The organism is Brachybacterium aquaticum, assembly GCF_014204755.1.
Lineage (GTDB): Bacteria > Actinomycetota > Actinomycetes > Actinomycetales > Dermabacteraceae > Brachybacterium > Brachybacterium aquaticum.
Window position 1 is genome coordinate 376002 of record NZ_JACHLZ010000001.1, and the last position, 19892, is coordinate 395893.

General features: G+C 71.2%; 20 protein-coding genes and 1 tRNA gene. 12 read left to right on the forward strand and 9 right to left on the reverse strand.

The window, feature by feature from the left end:
- Nucleotides 1-59: 59 nt before the first annotated feature.
- Nucleotides 60-132 (forward strand) — tRNA-Thr (locus HNR70_RS01580).
- Nucleotides 133-195: 63 nt separating this feature from the next.
- Here the strand turns inward: HNR70_RS01580 and HNR70_RS01585 are convergent.
- The gene (locus tag HNR70_RS01585; protein ID WP_184324112.1) at nucleotides 196-771 is read right to left on the reverse strand and encodes a GNAT family N-acetyltransferase; all 576 of its coding nucleotides are present in this window, start codon (nucleotides 769-771) and stop codon (nucleotides 196-198) included.
- Between the two features lie 188 nt (nucleotides 772-959).
- On the opposite strand from HNR70_RS01585, the gene HNR70_RS01590 reads away from it, so the two are divergent.
- On the forward strand, nucleotides 960-1406 hold the full coding sequence (locus HNR70_RS01590; RefSeq protein WP_184324113.1) for a Fur family transcriptional regulator: 447 nt from the start codon (nucleotides 960-962) through the stop codon (nucleotides 1404-1406).
- 91 nt (nucleotides 1407-1497) lie between these two features.
- A complete protein-coding gene (locus tag HNR70_RS01595; RefSeq protein WP_184324114.1) occupies nucleotides 1498-3009 on the forward strand; it encodes a catalase in 1512 nt (503 codons plus the stop codon).
- A 109-nt stretch (nucleotides 3010-3118) separates the two neighbouring features.
- Here the strand turns inward: HNR70_RS01595 and HNR70_RS01600 are convergent, their stop codons facing one another.
- On the reverse strand, nucleotides 3119-3502 hold the full coding sequence (locus HNR70_RS01600) for a universal stress protein (protein ID WP_184324115.1): 384 nt from the start codon (nucleotides 3500-3502) through the stop codon (nucleotides 3119-3121).
- A gap of 40 nt (nucleotides 3503-3542) precedes the next feature.
- Nucleotides 3543-4223, reverse strand: a complete 681-nt coding sequence (locus HNR70_RS01605) for a lysophospholipid acyltransferase family protein (RefSeq protein WP_184324116.1) — start codon at nucleotides 4221-4223, stop codon at nucleotides 3543-3545.
- Nucleotides 4224-4435: 212 nt separating this feature from the next.
- Between HNR70_RS01605 and HNR70_RS01610 the strand changes: the two genes are divergently transcribed.
- The 4 genes from HNR70_RS01610 (at nucleotide 4436) to nrdE (ending at nucleotide 9454) form a co-directional block, all read left to right on the forward strand.
- Nucleotides 4436-6001, forward strand: a complete 1566-nt coding sequence (locus tag HNR70_RS01610) for a Gfo/Idh/MocA family oxidoreductase (RefSeq protein WP_184324117.1) — start codon at nucleotides 4436-4438, stop codon at nucleotides 5999-6001.
- 640 nt (nucleotides 6002-6641) lie between these two features.
- Complete coding sequence (nrdH, locus tag HNR70_RS01615) at nucleotides 6642-6896, forward strand: glutaredoxin-like protein NrdH (RefSeq protein ID WP_184324118.1); 255 nt, start codon at nucleotides 6642-6644, stop codon at nucleotides 6894-6896.
- Nucleotides 6897-6917: 21 nt separating this feature from the next.
- Nucleotides 6918-7316, forward strand: coding sequence for a class Ib ribonucleoside-diphosphate reductase assembly flavoprotein NrdI (gene nrdI, locus HNR70_RS01620; protein ID WP_184324119.1), 399 nt, complete (start codon nucleotides 6918-6920; stop codon nucleotides 7314-7316).
- Between the two features lie 5 nt (nucleotides 7317-7321).
- Nucleotides 7322-9454, forward strand: coding sequence for a class 1b ribonucleoside-diphosphate reductase subunit alpha (nrdE, locus tag HNR70_RS01625; protein ID WP_184324120.1), 2133 nt, complete (start codon nucleotides 7322-7324; stop codon nucleotides 9452-9454).
- A gap of 120 nt (nucleotides 9455-9574) precedes the next feature.
- On the opposite strand, the gene HNR70_RS01630 is transcribed toward nrdE, so the two are convergent.
- On the reverse strand, nucleotides 9575-10585 hold the full coding sequence (locus tag HNR70_RS01630) for a permease prefix domain 1-containing protein (RefSeq protein ID WP_184324121.1): 1011 nt from the start codon (nucleotides 10583-10585) through the stop codon (nucleotides 9575-9577).
- The gene (locus tag HNR70_RS01635) at nucleotides 10582-10917 is read right to left on the reverse strand and encodes a PadR family transcriptional regulator (protein ID WP_184324122.1); all 336 of its coding nucleotides are present in this window, start codon (nucleotides 10915-10917) and stop codon (nucleotides 10582-10584) included. The genes HNR70_RS01630 and HNR70_RS01635 overlap by 4 nt, the downstream gene beginning before the upstream one ends.
- 308 nt (nucleotides 10918-11225) lie before the next feature.
- Here HNR70_RS01635 and HNR70_RS01640 point away from each other — a divergent pair, with 308 nt between their 5' ends.
- Both HNR70_RS01640 and HNR70_RS01645 read left to right on the forward strand, forming a co-directional pair.
- The gene (locus HNR70_RS01640; RefSeq protein WP_184324123.1) at nucleotides 11226-13157 is read left to right on the forward strand and encodes a ribonucleoside triphosphate reductase; all 1932 of its coding nucleotides are present in this window, start codon (nucleotides 11226-11228) and stop codon (nucleotides 13155-13157) included.
- Nucleotides 13154-13906: an anaerobic ribonucleoside-triphosphate reductase activating protein gene (locus HNR70_RS01645; RefSeq protein ID WP_184324124.1), complete on the forward strand. Its 753-nt coding sequence runs from the start codon at nucleotides 13154-13156 to the stop codon at nucleotides 13904-13906. The genes HNR70_RS01640 and HNR70_RS01645 overlap by 4 nt, the downstream gene beginning before the upstream one ends.
- A 31-nt stretch (nucleotides 13907-13937) precedes the next feature.
- Here HNR70_RS01645 and HNR70_RS01650 read toward each other — a convergent pair whose 3' ends face one another.
- The 3 genes from HNR70_RS01650 to HNR70_RS01660 form a co-directional block, all read right to left on the reverse strand.
- Nucleotides 13938-14612, reverse strand: a complete 675-nt coding sequence (locus tag HNR70_RS01650; RefSeq protein ID WP_184324125.1) for a hypothetical protein — start codon at nucleotides 14610-14612, stop codon at nucleotides 13938-13940.
- A complete protein-coding gene (locus HNR70_RS01655) occupies nucleotides 14609-15133 on the reverse strand; it encodes a hypothetical protein (RefSeq protein WP_184324126.1) in 525 nt (174 codons plus the stop codon). The genes HNR70_RS01650 and HNR70_RS01655 overlap by 4 nt, the downstream gene beginning before the upstream one ends.
- Nucleotides 15134-15196: 63 nt before the next feature.
- Nucleotides 15197-16072 (reverse strand): WXG100 family type VII secretion target, encoded by an 876-nt coding sequence (locus HNR70_RS01660; RefSeq protein ID WP_184324127.1) that lies wholly within the window; start codon nucleotides 16070-16072, stop codon nucleotides 15197-15199.
- 143 nt (nucleotides 16073-16215) lie between these two features.
- Here HNR70_RS01660 and HNR70_RS01665 point away from each other — a divergent pair, with 143 nt between their 5' ends.
- Entirely contained in the window at nucleotides 16216-16647 is a 432-nt protein-coding gene (locus HNR70_RS01665) for a hypothetical protein (protein WP_184324128.1), read from the forward strand.
- Between the two features lie 7 nt (nucleotides 16648-16654).
- Here the strand turns inward: HNR70_RS01665 and HNR70_RS16350 are convergent, their stop codons facing one another.
- The gene (locus HNR70_RS16350) at nucleotides 16655-18022 is read right to left on the reverse strand and encodes a DUF418 domain-containing protein (RefSeq protein ID WP_312857540.1); all 1368 of its coding nucleotides are present in this window, start codon (nucleotides 18020-18022) and stop codon (nucleotides 16655-16657) included.
- 280 nt (nucleotides 18023-18302) lie between these two features.
- On the opposite strand from HNR70_RS16350, the gene nrdF reads away from it, so the two are divergent.
- Nucleotides 18303-19271 (forward strand): class 1b ribonucleoside-diphosphate reductase subunit beta, encoded by a 969-nt coding sequence (gene nrdF / locus HNR70_RS01675; RefSeq protein WP_184324129.1) that lies wholly within the window; start codon nucleotides 18303-18305, stop codon nucleotides 19269-19271.
- A 23-nt stretch (nucleotides 19272-19294) separates the two neighbouring features.
- Entirely contained in the window at nucleotides 19295-19891 is a 597-nt protein-coding gene (locus HNR70_RS16355) for a 4'-phosphopantetheinyl transferase family protein (RefSeq protein ID WP_184324130.1), read from the forward strand.
- Nucleotide 19892 lies beyond the last annotated feature (1 nt).

Here is a 19892-nt window from a genome sequence, read left to right on the forward strand (position 1 = left end):
TTTGCACCCGTCGATCCGGGTCACGTACAGTGATCCGGTCCGCCGCCCTGCGCGGCGACGCCGCCTTAGCTCAGTCGGCAGAGCGATTCACTCGTAATGAATAGGTCGCGGGTTCGATTCCCGCAGGCGGCTCCGCAGGTCAGGCCCGGTCCCCGGTGAGGGGGCCGGGCCTGCTCCGTTCCCGGCGCGCCCAGGTCACGCCGGGGCGACGGTGCGCCGCGCGACCGTCTTGCGCTTGCCGAGGCTCCGCTCGATCGTGAACCCCGCCTTCTCGAACATGGCCCGGGTGCCGTTGTGCAGGAACGAGGAGGAGGTGCGCTTCCCCTCCACCAGCTCGTTCGGGAAGGAGACGACCTCCCCGCCGCCCGCCGCGGCGATCAGGCCGAGCGCCCCGTCGAGCGCCTCGCGCGCCACGCCCTGGCGGCGATGGTCGCGGTCCACGAAGAAGCAGGTGATCCGCCACGGCGCGGGCGAGGTCTCGCCCGCGTCGTACTCCTTGCGGTGGTAGATGTTCGGCAGCTCGAGCGGGCTGCCGTACTCGCACCAGGCGATCGCCTGCTCGCCCTCGAGTACCAGCGCCGCATGCGCGACGCCCTCCTCGACGAGCCGCCGCTTGAACGTCGGCCCGTCGTGCTCGCCCTTGAGGGTCATCGGGGTGTCGCCGTGGAAGTAGGAGCACCAGCAGCCGCCCCACACGCCGTTGTGCTTCGCAGCGAGGGCCTCCCAGGCGGGGAAGGTCTCGGTGGTCAGGGCGCGGATCTCGTGAGCCATCCCGGCTCCTCCCGGTGGGGCGGGGCCCGTCCTCGGACTCCGCGGTGGGGTCAGTCTGCGCGCGGGGGAGGGGCGCGTCAAGGGCGCGCGGGCCGGCCCGCGCAGGGCTCCTCATGCACCTCTTGCACCGCCGCCCGGACTGCGACGCTTTCTTGATTCTGTCCAGAAAGGTGACTAGGGTGTGAGCCATGTCGAGCACCGACCACACCTCCGCCCTGCGGAGCGCCGGCCTGCGCGTGACCGCCCCGCGGCTCGCGACCCTGGCCGCGGTCGAGGCCCACCCGCACGCTGACGCCGAGACCATCGCCCAGGCCGTCCGCGAGCACCTGGGCACGGTCTCCCGCCAGGCGGTCTACGACGTCCTGAACGCCCTGTCCGATGCGGAGCTGCTGCGCCGCGTCTCCGTCGGCGGGCGCAGCATGCAGTACGAGCTGCACCGCCACGACAACCACCACCACCTGGTGTGCCGCGAGTGCGGGCGCCTGGAGGACGTCCCGTGCGCTATCGGCGAGGCACCGTGCCTGCTGCCGCACGACGACCACGGCTTCGAGATCGAGGTCGCCGACGTGGTCTACCGGGGCGTCTGCTCCGAGTGCCGCGCGCGCCTCGCCGCCACCACCCCGAGAACTCCCTGAGGCGCGGCCCCGCCGCTCCCCAGGGTCGCAGGACCGCTGTCTCCGCAGTTCGTCACGACCTGTCAGAAACCCACCACCCGAGGAGAGTCCCATGACCGATCTGGATCCCACCGCCCCCCACGACGGCTCGCTCCCGTCGACCACCGAGTCCGGCGCCCCGCGCCAGTCCGACGCGCACTCGCTGAGCCTCGGCGCCGACGGCCCGCTGATGCTCCACGACGTCGCCCTGGTCGAGAAGCTCGCCCGCTTCGACCGCGAGCGCATCCCGGAGCGCAGCCCCCACGCGAAGGGCTCCGGCGCCTTCGGCGAGCTCGAGATCACCGAGGACGTCTCGCAGTACACCAAGGCCGGCCTGTTCCAGAAGGGCACCAAGACCCCGATGCTGGCGCGGTTCTCCACCGTGGCCGGTGAGCTGGGCTCGCCCGACACCTGGCGCGACGTGCGCGGCTTCGCGCTGAAGTTCTACACCCAGGAGGGGAACTTCGACATCGTCGGGAACAACACCCCGATCTTCTTCCTGCGCGACCCGATGAAGTTCCCCGACTTCATCCACTCCCAGAAGCGCCTGCCGGCCTCCGGCCTGCGCGACAACACCATGCAGTGGGACTTCTGGACCCTCTCCCCGGAGAGCGCCCACCAGGTCACCTACCTCATGGGCGATCGCGGTCTGCCCAAGACCTGGCGCCACATGAACGGCTACTCCTCGCACACCTACATGTGGGTCAACGAGGCCGGCGAGAAGTTCTGGGTCAAGTACCACTTCCTCACCGAGCAGGGCCTGGAGTTCCTCAGCAACGAGGAGGCCGAGAAGCTGGCCGGCTCCGACGCGGACTACCACCGCCGCGACCTGTTCGACTCGATCAACGCCGGCGACTTCCCGTCCTGGAAGGTCGAGGTGCAGGTCATGCCCTACGAGGAGGCGAAGCAGTACCGCTTCAACCCCTTCGACCTCACCAAGACCTGGTCGAAGAAGGACTACCCGCGCATCCCCGTGGGCCGCTTCACCCTGAACCAGAACCCCTCCAACCACTACGCGCAGATCGAGCAGGCCGCCTTCAGCCCCTCGAACACCGTGCCGGGCACGGGCGTGTCCCCGGACAAGATGCTGCTGGGCCGCGTGTTCTCCTACCCCGATGCGCAGCGCAACCGCCTGGGCACCAACTTCAACCAGCTGCCCGTGAACCGTCCCGTCGTCGAGACCAACTCGTACGACAAGGAGGGCGCGATGGAGTTCTTCCACAGCGGTGACGCCCCGGTCTACGCGCCGAACTCCTTCGGCCGCGCGTACCAGGAGGAGCAGGGCCCGGTCGACAACGGCTGGGAGGCCGACGGCACCCTGGTCCGCTCCGCGTACACCCTGCACGCCGAGGACGACGACTTCGGCCAGGCCCACACCCTGATCCGCGAGGTCATGGACGAGGGCGCCCGCCAGCGCCTCATCGAGACCGTCTCCGGTGCGCTGTCCACCGTGGTCGAGCCCGTCCTCTCCAATGCCTTCCAGTACTGGAAGAACATCGATCAGGAGGTCGGCGAGGCCATCGAGGCCGCGGTCAAGGCCGGCCAGGACGAGCAGGTCCCCGGCGCGGATCCCGTCGACGAGTGATCCCTGCCCGGTGACCTGAGCGGTCCCGGAACGCCGCGGCAGCCCGTCCCCGGAAGGGGGCGGGCCGCCGTCGTGTGCGGTGGGCGAGCGGTGCTGCTCAGTCGCCGGGTCAGACGACGAGCACCTCGCAGGGGGCGGAGAGCAGCAGCTTCTGCACGGTCAGCCCCAGCAGGTGCCGGGCGAGCTCGCGCTGGCGGCGCACGCCGATCACCAGCAGCTCGGCCTTCTCCTCGGTGACCACGCGCAGCAACACGTCGGCGATGTCGTCGTCGACGGTCTCCTGGCGGAAGGCGACGCGCACGGTCGCGCCGCGCAGCTCGTCGCGCGCGATCTCCAGCTGCTGGTCATTCGCGTGGCGGGGATCCTCATCGACGCCCTCGCGCAGCACGTTCACCACGATCAGCGGGCCGCCGCGCTGCTCGGCCTCCTGCCGCGCCGCGGCGAGCGCGGCGAAGCCCACCTCGGTGGGGATGAATCCGACGACGACGGCCATCATGCGCTCCTCGGGGTGCGGGCTCGGGTTGCGCCCGATCCTACTTGTCCTGCTGGTCTGCGGAGCGTCCCTGCGGGCCATCGGCCCGGCGCTGCCCGGACAGGGCCTGGATCTCGTCCATGATCCGGGCGGTCAGCAGGCGTCGGCGCAGCCCCTTGGAGGCCGACGGGTCGATCTCCTCGGGCAGGATCGGAGTGCCCACGCGGATCGTGATCGCGCCGCGCTCGGGGAGGAGGCGGGAGAACATGTGCTCGGTGCCCTTGACGCCCACCGGGATCACCGGGCACCCGGCCTCGAGCGCGAGCCAGGCCGCGCCCTGCTTGCCCTGGTGCAGCAGGCCGTCCTTGGAGCGGTGGCCCTCGGGGTAGACGGCGAAGCCCGCCCCGCTGCGGAGGATCTCGAGCCCCGCCTGCAGGGCGCCCTTGCCGGAGGCGAGGGCCTCGCGGTCCACGGGCACGGCGCCCACGGCGTCGAAGAACCAGCGCAGCACCGCGCCCTGCGGGCCCTTCTGGGTCCACAGCGTGTCCTTGGCGACGAAGCGGATCGTGCGCGGCAGCACCACCGGGATCATGAAGCTGTCCATGTTGGCGAGATGGTTCGAGGCGATGACGAACGCGCCCTGCTCCGGGACATTCTCCAGACCGCTCACCCTGGGGTTCCAGATCAGCCTGACGAGGGGGCGCGCGAAGGCGCGCGCGCCGATGTAGAAGCGTCCGGCCACTGGTGTCCTCCTTGAGGGGTCTGATCGCGGACCACGATAGCGCCGCCGTGCAGGTGGGGACGGTCGGCGGCACGACTCGGGCACGGGTGCGTGTGGTAGAACAGGCGTGCGTCACGCGCCCGCCAGGGGCGCGCAGCCGGGGACCGTCCGGCGCCGCCGGCCCGTCGGCCGAGCGCGGCGCCCGTCCCCGACGATCCCCGAGGAGCCTGTCGATGCCGAAGACCCTGAACATCGCCGTGATCGGTGCGGGCACCATGGCCCAGGCCGTGCACCTGCCGGTGCTGCGCCGACGCTGGGACCGCTTCGCCGTCACCGCGCTGGTGGACCACTCGCCGCGCCGCCGTCGCGAGTCCTCCGAGGTGTGGGGCATCGCCGAGGACCGCCGCTACGAGTCGGTCGCGGATCTGATCGCCGCCGTGCGCGCGAAGACCGTCGCGGTGGACGCGGCGCTGCTGTCCACCGACGGCCTGCACGTCGAGGACCTGCTCCAGCTCATGAAGCGCGGCATCCCGGTGCTGGTCGAGCCGCCGCTGGGCTACTCCGCCGAGGAGATCGCCCAGGTCGCGGACTTCGAGCGGATGACCGGGCGGCGCCTGACCATGATGGCCTACCCCCAGCAGTACGACGACGCCGTGGTGCGCATGGGCGAGCACATCGCCACCAAGGACCTGCGCATGGTGGACCACGAGGTGCTGATGCCGGCGAGCCAGCCGCTGTTCGGCCAGGCCCACGTCACCACCTCCTCCTACGACATCCCCACCGACCGCCGCACCGAGCGCCGCAAGGCCCTACAGTCCGCGGTCGAGGTCGGCGCCGGCGAGGGCGCCACCCAGCGCGACCGCGACCTCTATGTGAAGGGTCTGCTGACGGGCGTCGCCCATCAGATGGCGGTGACCGAGGCGGCCTACGGCCCGATCACCTCCCTGATCGCCGTGCGCCATTGGCCCAAGGGCGTCATCCCCGGCTCGATCGAGCTGCTCGGCGAGCTCGAGGGCGGGGCCCAGGTGCGCCTGGTGTGGCACTACCTCCCCTTCGCGCCCGAGTACTCCGAGCGCCTCCAGGTGCTCTCCGCCCGCCGCCGGATGCGCGTCGAGCTCGCGGCGCCCTCCCACGGCGACGAGCGCTCCACCGTGTCGATGCGGGAGAAGAAGTCGGGCGTGGTCCAGGAGACCTCGACCCTCGCCCCGAAGGGCTCCGCGGAGTCGATGTGGGAGGCCTTCCACGCCTTCGTGGAGAAGGGCGTCGCCCCGGTCTCCGGCGCCGCCGAGGCCCAGCGCCAGGTCGGCCTGCTGCGCGAGGTGCTCGCTGCGGTCGTCGCGGCCGACGGTCGCAGCCTCGAGGGCGACCCCGGCGCGAAGGTCGCCGCGGGGGAGGAGACGGAGCCCGAGGATGTGGCGTCCGAGACCGAGTCGGCCGACGGGGATGTCTCGGCCGACGGGTCGGTCGCGCCGGGCGCAGCGGCCGTCGCGGCACCGGTCGTGACGGCGCCGCCGGCGGAGCCCGCGGTCGACGAGCCCGGGTTCGAGGAACTCGCGGTCGCCGAACCGATCGAGGCGGAGGCCGTCGACTCCGCTCCGCCCGACGCGGAGCCGGAGAGCGCCGAGCCGGAGAGCGCCGAGCCCGCCCCCGCCCCTGACGAGCCCTCCCACGAGGAGCCCGCGACCGCGCCGGGCGCGCAGGCCGCTGCCGAGGTCCACGACGTGTGGTCCGTCGAGGAGAGCGCGACGCCGAAGACTTTCCCCGCCGGTGGCGAGGCGCCCGAGGAGCGCCGCGACTGACACGCGAGCGTCGGCCCCCGCGTCGCACGCACCCGCGCACGGAGCCCCCGTCGTCCCGCTGAGGGACGGCGGGGGCTCCGTCGTCGGCGGGGATGGCGTGGGCCGCCGACCCCGTCGGCCGCGCCCATCCCTCCCACTGGGGATGGACGGGGGACGGACGGGGGACGGCGGGGGAGGAGCGGGCGACACGCCGCGGGCCTCCGCGCGACACGCCGAGCGGCGCGTCGGACACGCCGGGATCCACCTCACGATCGGGCCGGTTCCCGGTGCCGCGCCGCGGCGCCTTCCACCGCCGCCGTGGGCTGTCGGACCCCCCGTCCACACTGGGATGTGCATGCATCGTGGCCGCTCGCACGGGGCGGCGTCGCTCCGTCCCCAATGGAGGCCCCGTCGTCCACATCCTGTCAACAGCGCATTGTGGATGACATTGTTGTAGTTCAGTACATCTTGTGGTCCTCGCGCCCCGGCACCACTAGGTGTAGTGTTGATCAGGTCGGCGCGCACCGGCCCCGCAGAGGGCCCACGGCGCGGCGACACGGCCCGTCGGCGCTGTTCCTCGGCACAGCTCCACGGCCTCCGGACCATCCCGCTCCGTCTCCCGCCCCGCGCTCCGGCGCAACGCTCGTGAAAGGCCCCTCCCTTGGACATCACCGTGTACTCGAAGCCCCTCTGCGTGCAGTGCGATGCCACCAAGCGCGCGCTGAACAAGGCGGGCGTCGCCTACGACGTCGTCGACATCACCGAGGACGCCGACGCCCTGGCGAAGGTGAAGTCCCTCGGCTACGTCCAGGCTCCCGTCGTCATCACCGGCGAGGACCACTGGTCCGGCTTCCGCCCCGACAAGATCAAGGCCCTCGCGGGCGCCGGCGCGCAGCGCCGGTCCGCCGCGGTCTGATCCCCCCGGGGAGGCGTCGGCGTGTCCAACCTCGTCTACTTCTCCTCGGTGTCCGGCAACACCAAGCGCTTCGTCGAGAAGCTCGGGATGCCGGCCGACCGGATCCCACTGCGTCCCACGGACGAGCCCCTCGTCGCCGACGAGGAGTTCGTCCTCGTGGTCCCGACCTATGGCGGGGGCAACGGCCGCGGCGCCGTGCCCAAGCAGGTCATCAAGTTCCTCAACGACGAACGCAACCGGAAGCTCATCCGGGGCGTGATCAGCGCGGGGAACACCAATTTCGGCGAGGCCTACTGCCTGGCGGGGGACATCATCTCCGCCAAGTGCAAGGTCCCCCACATGTACAAGTTCGAACTGTTCGGAACCCCGCGCGACGTGACGCGGGTCCATGACGGATTGGAAGAGTTTTGGCGACACTGACCGAGATGCCCCCGGTCGAGCACAACCGGCGGCTGGACTATCACGCGCTCAACGCGATGCTGAACCTGTACGGTCCGGACGGCAGCATCCAGTTCGACAAGGACCGTGAGGCCGCGCGGGAGTACTTCCTGCAGCACGTGAACCCCAACACGGTGTTCTTCCACTCGCTGCGCGAGAAGATGGACTACCTGGTCGAGAACGACTACTACGAGCGCGAGGTGCTCGACCAGTACGACTTCTCGTTCATCGAGTCCCTCTCGGACCAGGCGTTCGCCAAGAAGTTCCGCTTCCCGACCTTCCTCGGCGCGTTCAAGTACTACACCTCGTACACGCTGAAGACCTTCGACGGCAAGCGGTACCTCGAGCGCTTCGAGGACCGCGTGGTGATGGTGGCCCTCACCCTCGCCCACGGCGACGAGCAGCTCGCCCGCAACCTCGTCGACGAGATCCTCGACGGCCGCTTCCAGCCGGCCACCCCCACCTTCCTCAACGCCGGCAAGGCCCAGCGCGGCGAGCTCGTCTCGTGCTTCCTGCTGCGCATCGAGGACAACATGGAGTCCATCGGCCGCTCCATCAACTCCGCGCTGCAGCTGTCCAAGCGCGGCGGCGGCGTGGCGCTGCTGCTGAGCAACCTGCGTGAGTACGGTGCGCCGATCAAGCACATCGAGAACCAGTCCAGCGGCGTCATCCCCGTGATGAAGCTGCTCGAGGACTCCTTCTCCTACGCCAACCAGCTCGGCGCGCGTCAGGGCGCCGGTGCGGTGTACCTCAACGCCCACCACCCCGACATCCTGCGCTTCCTGGACACCAAGCGCGAGAACGCCGACGAGAAGATCCGCATCAAGACCCTCTCCCTCGGCGTCGTGATCCCGGACATCACCTTCGAGCTCGCCAAGAAGAACGAGCCGATGTACCTGTTCTCCCCGTACGACGTGGAGCGCGAGTACGGCAAGCCCTTCGCGGACGTGAACGTCACCGACCACTACCGCGAGATGGTCGACAACCCGCGCATCGCGAAGAAGAAGATCAAGGCCCGCGACTTCTTCCAGGTCCTCGCCGAGATCCAGTTCGAGTCCGGCTACCCGTACATCATGTTCGAGGACACCGTGAACCGGGCCAACCCGATCCCGGGCAAGGTCACCCACTCGAACCTGTGCTCCGAGATCCTGCAGGTCTCCACCCCCTCCACCATGAACGTGGACCTCAGCTACGACCAGATGGGGCGGGACATCTCCTGCAACCTGGGCTCGCTGAACATCGCCAAGGCAATGGACTCCCCGGACTTCGCCCGCACCATCGAGACCGCCATCCGCGGCCTCTCGGCGGTCTCGGACACCTCCGACATCGAGTCCGTCCCCACGATCGCCGAGGGCAACCGCAAGTCCCACGCGATCGGCCTGGGCCAGATGAACCTCCACGGCTACCTCGCCCGTGAGCGCGTGTTCTACGGGTCCGAGGAGGGCATCGACTTCACGAACATGTACTTCTACGCGGTGACCTTCCATGCGATCCTCGCGTCGATGAAGCTCGCCAAGGAGCGCGGCGAGAAGTTCTACGACTTCGAGAACTCCGCGTACGGCACCGGCGAGTACTTCCGCAAGTACACCGAGCAGGAGTGGGAGCCGAAGACCGACAAGGTCCGCGAGCTCTTCGCCAACTCGAACGTGCACCTGCCCACCCAGGACGACTGGAAGCAGCTGCAGGCCGAGGTCGCCGAGCACGGCATGTACAACGCCTACCTGCAGGCGGTGCCGCCCACCGGCTCCATCTCCTACATCAATCACTCCACCTCCTCGATCCACCCGATCGTCTCCAAGATCGAGATCCGCAAGGAGGGCAAGATCGGCCGGGTGTACTACCCCGCGCCGTACATGACCAACGACAACCTCGAGTACTACGAGGACGCGTATGAGATCGGCTACGAGAAGATCATCGACACCTACGCCGCGGCCACCCAGCACGTGGACCAGGGCCTGTCGCTGACGCTGTTCTTCAAGGACACCGCCACCACGCGCGACGTCAACAAGGCGCAGATCTACGCCTGGCGGAAGGGCATCAAGACCCTGTACTACATCCGCCTGCGCCAGATGGCGATCGAGGGCACCGAGGTCGAGGGCTGCGTCAGCTGCATGCTGTGAGCGCCTGAGGGTCAGCGCCTGCGCGCAGGCCCGGCCATGAGCGAGCGGCCCGTCCCGGGGAGATCCCGGGGCGGGCCGCTCGCTCTGTGGGTGGGGGCGGGCTCGACGGGTGCCGGCGGCTCAGCGGCGGCCCACGGGGGCGTCCTCCCGCGTCCCGAGCGCGCCGCTCAGCGACCACAGCCCCGCGTACAGCACCCCGGCGATCGGCCAGACCAGCCAGGTGAGGTGCCAGTCCCCGCTGAGGAAGCTCCAGGCCAGGTAGATCGCGGCGGCGATGGGCCAGTACACCGCCGCGATCGCGCGGATCGCGGGGGAGGCGCTGGTGGCGGCGAGGTCGTCCTCGTCGGCCTCCTGCAGCAGGGCGACCGCCGCGGTCTCCGACCAGCCGGCCCGCAGCACGAGCCACAGCCCGAGCGCCACCATCGCCAGCGTCAGGCACACCCCGTACAGCGGGGACAGCGACCCCGCCTCGGCGAGCACGCCCGCGAGGGTGGTCGGCACGGCCGCGAGGATCCACAGCATGATCCCGACCCCGATGGACAGTCCGCGTTCGCGCCGGTGCTCCCGGCGGAGCGTGGTCGCGAGCTCCCGCACCGCCGAGGTGGGGGTGAAGCGCCCCTTCGTGATCTCCTCGTACTCCTCCATCCGGCTGCCCTGCATCACCAGCAGCAGCACCCCGAGGCCGACGAGGACCAGCACCGTAGTGAGGCCGATGCCGAGCGCCCAGGGCCCCGGCTCCTCCCCGCCGATCGCGATCAGGACCAGCAGCGGGAGCGGGGAGAGGACGAACAGCGGGATCGCGACGGCGGGCACCCAGCGGCCGCGGCGGATGGCCTCGATGTACTCCCTCGCGCGCTCTGCGGTGAGGACGGGCAGTGCGGGGACGGCGGCGGAGGCGCCCGGACCGCCGCCGAGCTCCGCGGAGATCCCGAGCTCGGCGGCGACCTCCTCGAGACTGCCGAACTCGGCGATCACCGCGCCGACGGCCTGGGACTCGGAGCGCCCGGCGTCCATCAGCGCCTGCTGCTGGTCCTCCATGAGCGCCCGCAGCTCGTTGCGCGCCTCGCGCAGGCGCGGGGTGTCGGGGTAAGGGGCGAACAGGGTGTCGAGATAGGAGTCGATGACGGTCATGACGGTGCCGGTCCTTCCGTGAAGCGGTCGACGAGTGCCCGGGTGCTGCGCCATTCGGCGCGCTTGAGGGCGAGCTGCTCGTGGCCCTCGGCGGTCAGGGAGTAGTAGGTGCGAGGCTTCCCGGTGGGGGAGAGGTCCTCGTGGGCGGTGAGCAGGCCCTGCCCCTCCAGGCGCTTGAGCGCCGTGTAGAGGGTGGTCTGCTTGATGACGTACTCGCCGCGGGACCGCTCGGTGAGCAGCCGGGAGATCTCGTAGGCGTAGGAGGAGTCCTCCTCCAGGATCGCGAGCAGGATCAGGTCGATGTGCCCGCGGATCGCGTCGGCTCCGATCACGGCGCTCCTTCCCGCTGTGCCGTCCGGTGGTGCTGTGCCGTCCGGTGCTGTGCTCCACTCAACGTACTACGGCAGGCGTAGTACGGCAAGGGGAATGGTGTGGCCGACGGGGACCTCGGTCCCGGCGGCGCCACCCCGAAGCGGCCGCACACCACAACATGTCGTGTCGTCGGCGCGCCGCACCCCCAGATGTTGTGGAGAGCGGGAATAGCGTGACGGCATCGCCGAGCTCGGCGACCGTCCCGGGACACGTGCCCCGGGGTCTCTCCCCACCCCCGCCTCACCCTCGCACCGCTCAGGAGAGAGCCATGACCCAGGCCCCCGTCGCCTCCTCGCACGCCCACGTCCCCGCCGCCCCGTCGGCCGGCGCGCCCGCCCCCGCCGCCCCGTCGGCCGGCGCGCCCGCGCCCGCCCGCCGTCTCGTCGACCCCGTCGCGACCGTCACCGAGTACGTCGAGCGGTCCGACTGGCGCGTGAACGCGAACGCGAACCAGGGCTACTCGGTGGGCGGGCTGATCCTCAACGCCGCGGGGAAGTTGATGGCCAACCACTGGCTGGACGAGGTCTTCAGCCCCGAGGCGGGCCGCGCCCACCGCGAGGGCGATCTGCACATCCACGACCTCGACATGCTCACCGGCTACTGCGCCGGCTGGTCCCTGCGCGCCCTGCTCGAGGAGGGCTTCAACGGGGTCGCCGGCGCCATCGGCTCCCGCCCCCCGAAGCACTTCTCCTCCGCCTGCGGGCAGATCGTGAACTTCCTGGGCACCCTGCAGAACGAATGGGCCGGCGCACAGGCGTTCTCCTCCTTCGACACCTACATGGCGCCCTTCGTGCGCCTGGACGGCCTCACCTACGACCAGGTGCGCCAGTCGATGCAGGAGCTGATCCACAACCTCAACGTCCCCAGCCGCTGGGGCTCCCAGTGCCCCTTCACCAACCTCACCTTCGACTGGACCTGCCCCGCGGACCTGCGCGAGCAGCACCCCCTGATCGGCGGGGAGGTGTGCGACTTCGCCTATGGCGACCTCGCCGAGGAGATGGGCCTGATCAACCGCGCCTTCCTCGAGGTGATGACCGAGGGCGACGCGGACGGCCGCGCCTTCACCTTCCCGATCCCCACCTACAACATCACCCCCGACTTCGACTGGGACAGCGAGAACACCGAGCGGCTGTTCGACATGACCGCGAAGTACGGCCTGCCCTACTTCCAGAACTTCCTCAGCTCCGACCTGGACCCCGGCATGATCCGCTCGATGTGCTGCCGCCTCCAGCTGGACCTGCGGGAGCTTCTGCGCCGCGGGAACGGCCTGTTCGGCTCCGCCGAGCTCACCGGCTCCATCGGCGTGGTCACCGTGAACATGGCGCGGCTGGGGTACCTCCACGCCGGGGACGAGCCCGCGCTGCGGGAGGCGCTGGACCGTCTGCTCGAGCTCGGCAAGGACACCCTCGAGCGGCGCCGCGCCACCGTGCAGGAGCTCATGGACTCGGGCCTGTACCCGTACACCAAGCGGTACATGGGCCACCTCGGCAACCACTTCTCCACCCTCGGGGTGAACGGCATGAACGAGATGGTCCGCAACTTCACCGCCGACGCCCACGACGTCATGGACGAGGAGGGCCGGCAGATGTGCCTGCGCATCCTCGACCACGTCCGTGCGCGGATGGTCGAGTTCCAGGAGGAGACCGGGAACCTCTACAACCTCGAGGCCACCCCCGCCGAGGGCGCCACCTACCGCTTCGCGAAGGAGGACCGTGCCCGCTTCCCCGGCATCCTCACCGCCGGCACCGCGCAGAACCCGTACTACACGAACTCCTCGCAGCTGCCCGTCGGCGCGACCGAGGACCCCTTCGAGGCGCTCGAGCACCAAGAGGAGCTGCAGTCGAAGTACACCGGCGGCACCGTGCTCCACCTGTACATGAACGAGGCGATGAGCTCCGCGGCGACCTGCAAGGAGCTGGTGCGCCGGGCGCTGTCGACCTTCCGCCTGCCCTACCTCACCATCACCCCGACCTTCTCGATCTGCCCCACCCACGGCTACCTCTCCGGCGAGCACACCGAGTGCGCGCGCTGCGGGCAGGCCTGCGAGGTGTGGACGCGCGTGATGGGCTACTTCCGCCCCGTCGCCTCGTTCAACATCGGCAAGCAGGGCGAGCACGCCGAGCGCACCTTCTTCACCGAGCACGCGGCGTTCGGGGAGCAGTCCGACCTCGCGCACCAGCCGGCGGTGACCTCGCGGTGAGCGGCGCGGCGGAGCTGAGGATCGCGGGGCTGGTGCCGCTGTCCACGGTGGACTGGCCCGGCCGCCTCACGGCGACCGTGTTCTGCCAGGGCTGCCCGTGGCGCTGCACCTACTGCCACAACACCGCGATCCTCGACCCGACCGTGCCCGGCCAGGTGCCGTTCTCGCAGGTCGAGGAGCTGCTCGGGCGGCGCCGCGGCCTGCTGGACGGCGTCGTGTTCAGCGGCGGCGAGGCGACCGCGCAGCATGCGCTCATCCCTGCCGCCGCCCGGGTGCGGGAAGTCGGCTTCGCCGTGGGCCTCCACACCGGGGGCGCCCACCCCGCGCGGCTGCGCGCCCTGCTGGGCGTGGACCGCGCGGGGCGGCGCGTCGGCCCTGCGCTCGTGGACTGGGTGGGCATGGACGTGAAGGCCTCGCCCGCCGGGTACGCGGAGCTGGTCGGGAGCGATGCCGCGGCGGCGAAGGTCGAGGAGTCGCTCGGGATCCTGCGCGACTCGGGGGCGGCGCACGAGCTGCGGATGACCGTGACCCCGGCGCTCGCCGGCCAGGTCCCCGAGGTCCTCGACCTCGTCGGCCGACAGGGCGGGACATCGCTCGTGCTCCAGCGCGCGCGGGCCGACGGGGCGTCGCCAGACTTCGCCGCCGCGCTCGACGGGGAGGAGGACTGGCCCGAGCGCTTCGCGGCGATCGCGGAACGGGCCGCGGAGCGCGGGGAGCGGTGCGGCGTGACGGTGGCCGTGCGTCCCTGAGGCAGTGGTCCGGGAACCTCGACCGGGCGGCTCAGCGCCGAGGGTTCAGCAGATCGCTCATGACCCGGTGGGCCCCGGTGGGATCGGTGCCCACCAGCGCCGTACCGAAGGCACCGGACTCGACCCGCAGGTAGCGCCCCCGGAGCATGACCAGCTGCGCGGTGCGGTCCCCGGCCTCGTCGCGGCGCACGAGCCGGTGGACGCGCAGCGGTGCCTGCTCCAGGCGGGCATCGCGGGCCGGCGGCAGGGAGGCGCCGGCCTCCTGGAGCGTCGCGAGCGGCGCCGTCCGGGCGGCACGGTTCTCGGTGAGCACCTCGTCCAGCAGCCCGGCCGGCAGGGTGACCCGCACCGCGGCCGGGAGCGGCTCGACCGGGGCGAGCTGCAGCAGGCGCAGCAGCACGCCGGAGAACAACTGGGTCGGGAAGAGCCCGATCTCGACGAGCTCGTCCCGCCCTCGCGTGACGCGCAGGCTTCCCTGCGCAGCGAGCGTGAACTCGTGCGCGACGTAGTGCTCCGCGCCGACCGACTCGAGGCGCAGCGCGCCGCGCGGTGCGGAGAGGACCGTCGCGAACATCCCCAGCACCTCGGCATCGACCTGGTCGGACCCGTCGACGGGGCGCTGCGCCGCGAGCGCGGCGAGCACCTCCTCGGTGGAGTCCGGGTCGACCCGCAGAACGGTCGGCTGGGAGGGGTCGTAGGTGATCATGCGTCCTCCTCGCCCGTCGCGGGGGCGTCCTCGTCGAGCTGCGTGGTCCAAGACCCGGCGATCGCGTCCAGCAGGTCGCCGTGCGCGGCGTCCACGGGGGGCACCGTGGTGAGGGTGAGCGTCAGCCCGCGACCGCCGACGATGCGGGACCACTCGCGCACCAGCAGCGTCGCCGGCCCCTCGCCGGTCGCCACACGAGCCCGGTACCAGGTGGGGGTCGGCCCCTCGAGGACGCGGTCGTCGAACACCTGCACATCGGGCAGCGTCGAGAGCTGCTGGGTGAGCGCCTGACGCTGCCAGTCGTCGAGCGCGAGGCCCTCGGGAAGCTCCTGCGCGAGCACCACCGCATTGGTGGAGAACCCGGCGGTCAGCGCGCCGCCGTCGCTGAGGACGCAGAGCACCTCGGCGGGGAGGGAATCGGGGAGGTCGGGCGCGACCCAGGCCTCGGGGACCTCGAGCGCGATCCGGAGGGACGGCGCGCCCGGATCGGTGATCCGGACGGTGCGGGTCGTGGGGCTCATGCTCACAGCGTACGTGGCTCCGTTCCAGGTCAGTCCAGGTTCACGGTCGGTCGAGGTTCACCGTCAGTCGAGGATGGCGTCGGCGAGGCCCGCGCCGGCCGCGGAACCCACATAGCCGCCGATCAGGTCCCCGGCGATGCCGCCGAGGACCCCGCCGACGATCGCGCCCGTCCCGGCGCCGGCGAGCGCACCGGGGATCGCGCCGACACCGCCGACGGCGGCACCCGCGGCCGCGCCTGCGAGCCCCACCGAGCCGCCGCCCGCGAGCACGCCGCCGAACGCGCCGATCAGGGTGCCGGCGGTGCCGCCGATGAACGAGCCGCCTCCGGTGAGGACTCCGTCCAGGGCGGCGCGCTGGAGCCGCTCGCCGAGCGGCAGGTGGGACTCCTCGCCGAAGCGCTCCGCCCCGGCCAGCAGTCCCGTGTACACATCGCCGAGGATCGGGACGAAGCGCGGGACGTTCTCGAGCAGGTAGCCGGGGAGGTTGTGCACGACCGACGTGAGGGTGGTGGCGCCGCCCATCCAGCTCGGCGTGAGGTTGTCGAGGAACCCCTCGCCCCACCGCTGCCAGAATCCCGGGCGCTCCTCCGTCTCCGGGGCAGGGGGCGGGGTCTGGGTCGGCAGGACGGTGGAGGTCAGGACGATGTCCCCGGACGCGTCCCCGGCGCCGGACGCGGTCTCCTGCTCCTGGATGTGCTGGGTCAGCTCGGTGAGCAGCGTCTGCATGCGCGCGACCGCGGCGTCCACCCCGGCGGTCACCTCCTGGGCGTACCGCTCGGAGAACGCGTCGGCGTCGGGGCCGACCCACTGCGTTCCCACGATGCCGCTGACCACGGACTGCAGATCGCCGAACCGCTGCTCGGTCGTGGTGCGCGCCCGGCCGAGCAGGGTGCCGAAGTCGTCGCCCTGGGCGGTGTCCATTCCCCAGAAGCCGCTCATGCTCTCTCCTCCTCGGCGCCCCGACCTGCGGGGGCCCTCGCGGGGACGGCGTCACAGGACGCGTCCGTGGTCGTCGCGACGAGCCTACGGGGCGTGGCCCACGGCGGCGATGGGGAGAACTCCCCACGTGACACCATGGGGCCATGACCAGCGACATGCTCCTCGGCCTGCTGATCGGAGCAGTCCTGTTCGTCTCCGGTCTCGCCCTCGCGGGGCTGTGCCTGTGGTGGCGCGCCGGCAGGACCGAGGGTGCGCGATGGTGGGTCCGCTGTGAGCCGCACCCGCAGGACCGCATGCGCCCGCACCACGAAGGGCTCGCCCTCGTCCTGATCCCGGTGTTCGCCGAGACCCTGATGCTGCTGGCGCTCGTGGCCGTGCTGGGACCGATGCTCGCCCCGGTCTCGGGTCCCACCTTGACACTCGCGCTCGTGGTGGCGCTCGCGCAGGCGGTCCTCTACGGGGTCGCCCACTTCGCGACCTGGCAGCGATGGATCCTGCCCCTGTGGATGTATCCGTCCTGGCTGCGGGAGACCCGCCGACGGGAACGGGAGCAGCTGCCTCCCGGTCGGCGCTGAGCCCGCGTCAGCGCGCCGGTACCAGCTTCCCGTAGGTCATGCGCCGCAGCAGCCTCTCGGCCGGGCCGCGCATCCCGCGCGTGTCCATCCACGCCGCGAGCGGCAGGGACAGCAGCCACACGCCGAGCGCGATCGCGACGGCGGACCAGGTCGACAGGTGCGGCGCCAGTCCCAGCCCCCACGCCGCCATGAGCGGCGCGAGCAGCAGCGACTGGAACAGGTAGAAGGTCAGCGAACGCTGCCCGACCGCGGAGAGCACCCGCACGATCCCGGACGGCGCCCTGGTCGCCGGAGTCGCGTCGGCCGGAGAAGTCCCGTCGGCCGGAGAAGTCCCGTCGGCCGGAGAAGTCCCGTCGGCCGGGGGAGTCGCGTCGGCCGACGGGGCCCGACGCCCCTCGAGCCGGGCGGCCAGCAGCGCGAAGGCGGCGGCGTAGCCGATGCCGCAGCAGACGCCCGTCAGGGCGTTGAGCCCGTAGAAAGCCCAGGCCAGACCCTCCGGGAGGGGCAGCGCGCCGAGGAGGACGAGCGCGTCGGGAAGTCCGCCGAGCCAGCCGATCGCGATGCCGCCGACGGCGAGGCGGCGCAGCGTGCGCACGTGCTGCCACGGCTCGTCGAGCAGGCGGTGGCGCGCCGCGATCCAGCCCAGCAGGATCGGCAGCGGCGCGGCGGTGAGCGCGGCGGCCGGGGTGCTGACCGCCCACAGCGAGAGCCGTGACAGGACCGTTGCGAGGTAGGGGCCGCCGTAGGCCGCCTCGCGGTACGCCTCGGAGGAGTACGCCCCGGCACCGGCGTTCATCTCGACGATCACCTCGGGCGGGGCGAACAGCGCCATCACCGTCGCGCTGAGCACGCTGAACAGCGAGAAGACCAGCAGGAGCCCGCCGATCACCGCCGCCCAGACGATCAGGGTGCGGGTGCGCCGGCCGAAGAAGATCCACACCAGCAGCAGCCCCGCGATCGCGTACGCGCCGAGGATGTCGCCGTAGAACAGCAGCGCCGCATGCAGCGCGCCGAGCAGCAGCATCGCCCAGTGGCGTCGGCGCAGCATCGCGCGCACGAGCGCCGGAGCCATGCCCCGGTCGAGGCGGGAGCGGTGGAACTGCACCATCCCGTAGCCGAAGAGGAACGCGAACAGCGGCATCGCCCGATGGTCCACGGCGATCGTCATCACGGTCTGCACCGCGGTGTCCAGGCCGCTCCGGGCGGGGACGTGGGGGCTCATGCCGACGGCGCCGGGATGGCCCCACAGGTACCAGGACACGTTCGCGATCGCGATGAGCGCGAGCATCAGCCCGCGCGCGATGTCGGGGGCGAGCGAGCGGGGCGGCGCGGTGGACGTGGGGAGCGGGAGCGAGCTGCGGGCTGAGGTCGTCACGGGGCGGCCTTCCGTCCTGGCGACGCGCTTCGGGGAGGGGCCGTTCCCTCGCCGACCCACCCCTGACGCCGCGCGATGCCTCGAACCTAGCGGGCACCGCCGGCGGGATCGTCCGACGAAAGTCGGGCAGGACGTCATGGTTCGTCGGCATCCCGCTGCGGGCGGCGTCGTCAAGGTGGCGCTTCCCACCGCGCCCCGGGGCGGTCCGACGGGCCCGGGAGCCTGATCCCTGCCTAGACTGGCCGGGACTGACCCCCGAACTTCTGACTGTGAGGCTGCGGTGAACGACCACCTGAAGACGACGGTCCAGGCCATCAACTGGAACCGGATCCCGGACCCCAAGGACCAGGAGGTGTGGGACCGCCTGACCGGCAACTTCTGGCTGCCCGAGAAGGTCCCGCTGTCCAACGACATCCAGTCCTGGAACCGTCTGCCCGAGCAGGAGCAGACCCTCACGATGCGCGTGTTCACGGGCCTGACCCTGCTGGACACGGTGCAGGGCACCGTCGGCGCGGTCTCCCTGATCCCCGACGCGATCACCCCCCACGAGGAGGCGGTGTACACCAACATCGCGTTCATGGAGTCGGTGCACGCGAAGTCCTACTCGCAGATCTTCTCGACCCTGTCGAACACCAAGCAGATCGACGAGGCCTTCCGCTGGAGCGAGTTCAACGAGCCGCTGCAGAAGAAGGCCAACATCGTCATGGGCTACTACGCCGGTGACGACGCCGAGAAGCGCAAGGTCGCCTCGACCCTGCTGGAGTCCTTCCTGTTCTACTCGGGCTTCTACCTGCCCATGCGCTACTCCAGCCACGGCGAGCTGACCAACACCGCGGACATCATCCGTCTGATCATCCGCGACGAGGCCGTGCACGGCTACTACATCGGCTACAAGTTCCAGCGCGCGGTGGAGAAGGCGTCGGCCGCCCGCCAGGCCGAGCTCAAGGACTACACCTTCTCGCTGCTCATGGAGCTGTACGACAACGAGGAGGAGTACACCGAGGACCTCTACGACCCGGTCGGCTGGACCGAGGAGGTCAAGACCTTCCTGCGCTACAACGCGAACAAAGCGCTGATGAACCTCGGCTACGAGTCGCTGTTCCCGCAGGAGTCCACCGAGGTGAACCCCGCGATCCTCGCCTCCCTCTCCCCGAACGCGGACGAGAACCACGACTTCTTCTCCGGCTCCGGCTCGAGCTACGTCATGGGCAAGGCCGTGGAGACCGAGGACGGCGACTGGGACTTCTGAGCGGCAGACCCCTCTGAACCCTCGTGTTCTCCCACGAACGCGCTGACGGCGCCGGACCTTCGGGTCCGGCGCCGTTCTCGCTCCGCCTCCATCCGCTCGAGGCGGCGGCCGACGACCCCCTGCGGGCGCACGTCCGCGACGTCGTCGGGGCGAGCGCGACCGACGTGCAGGTGGGGCGGCTCTGTCCCGCCTGCGGCTCCTCGCGGCACGGTCGGCCGTGGGCGCGGGTCGCACCGGCCGCCGACGGGGGAGCGGCCGACGGGGTCGCGGCCGGCAGGGCCCGGCCCCCGCTCGTCGGCGTGAGCCTCTCCCGCTCCGGCCCGCATCTGCTCACCGCCGTGCGCCTCGGCGGCGGGATCGGGGTGGACATCGAGGAGATCGCCGCGGTGGACCGCGGCTGGGACGGCTCCCTCGTGCTGCATCCGGACGAGGCTGACCCGCGCGCCGCCGATCCCCATACTGCCGAGCGCCGCGCCCGGCTCTGGGCGGGCAAGGAGGCGGTGCTCAAGCTCGCCGGGAACGGTCTGCGCACCCCGATGACGCAGGTGCGTCTCGCCGACCACGACGTGCGCGGTGCTGCGGCGCCGGCGGGGTTCGTGATCGCGGTGGCGCTGGGCTGAT

Coding starts and splice junctions, on each gene's coding strand:
- HNR70_RS01590 (WP_184324113.1), top strand. CDS start 960: ATGTCGAGCACCGACCACACCTCCGCCCTGCGGAGCGCCGGCCTGCGC.
- HNR70_RS01665 (WP_184324128.1), top strand. CDS start 16,216: ATGACCAGCGACATGCTCCTCGGCCTGCTGATCGGAGCAGTCCTGTTC.
- HNR70_RS01655 (WP_184324126.1), bottom strand. CDS start 15,133: ATGAGCCCCACGACCCGCACCGTCCGGATCACCGATCCGGGCGCGCCG.
- HNR70_RS01610 (WP_184324117.1), top strand. CDS start 4,436: ATGCCGAAGACCCTGAACATCGCCGTGATCGGTGCGGGCACCATGGCC.
- HNR70_RS01595 (WP_184324114.1), top strand. CDS start 1,498: ATGACCGATCTGGATCCCACCGCCCCCCACGACGGCTCGCTCCCGTCG.
- HNR70_RS01630 (WP_184324121.1), bottom strand. CDS start 10,585: ATGACCGTCATCGACTCCTATCTCGACACCCTGTTCGCCCCTTACCCC.
- HNR70_RS01600 (WP_184324115.1), bottom strand. CDS start 3,502: ATGGCCGTCGTCGTCGGATTCATCCCCACCGAGGTGGGCTTCGCCGCG.
- HNR70_RS01660 (WP_184324127.1), bottom strand. CDS start 16,072: ATGAGCGGCTTCTGGGGAATGGACACCGCCCAGGGCGACGACTTCGGC.
- HNR70_RS01640 (WP_184324123.1), top strand. CDS start 11,226: ATGACCCAGGCCCCCGTCGCCTCCTCGCACGCCCACGTCCCCGCCGCC.
- HNR70_RS01585 (WP_184324112.1), bottom strand. CDS start 771: ATGGCTCACGAGATCCGCGCCCTGACCACCGAGACCTTCCCCGCCTGG.
- nrdE (WP_184324120.1), top strand. CDS start 7,322: ATGCCCCCGGTCGAGCACAACCGGCGGCTGGACTATCACGCGCTCAAC.
- HNR70_RS01650 (WP_184324125.1), bottom strand. CDS start 14,612: ATGATCACCTACGACCCCTCCCAGCCGACCGTTCTGCGGGTCGACCCG.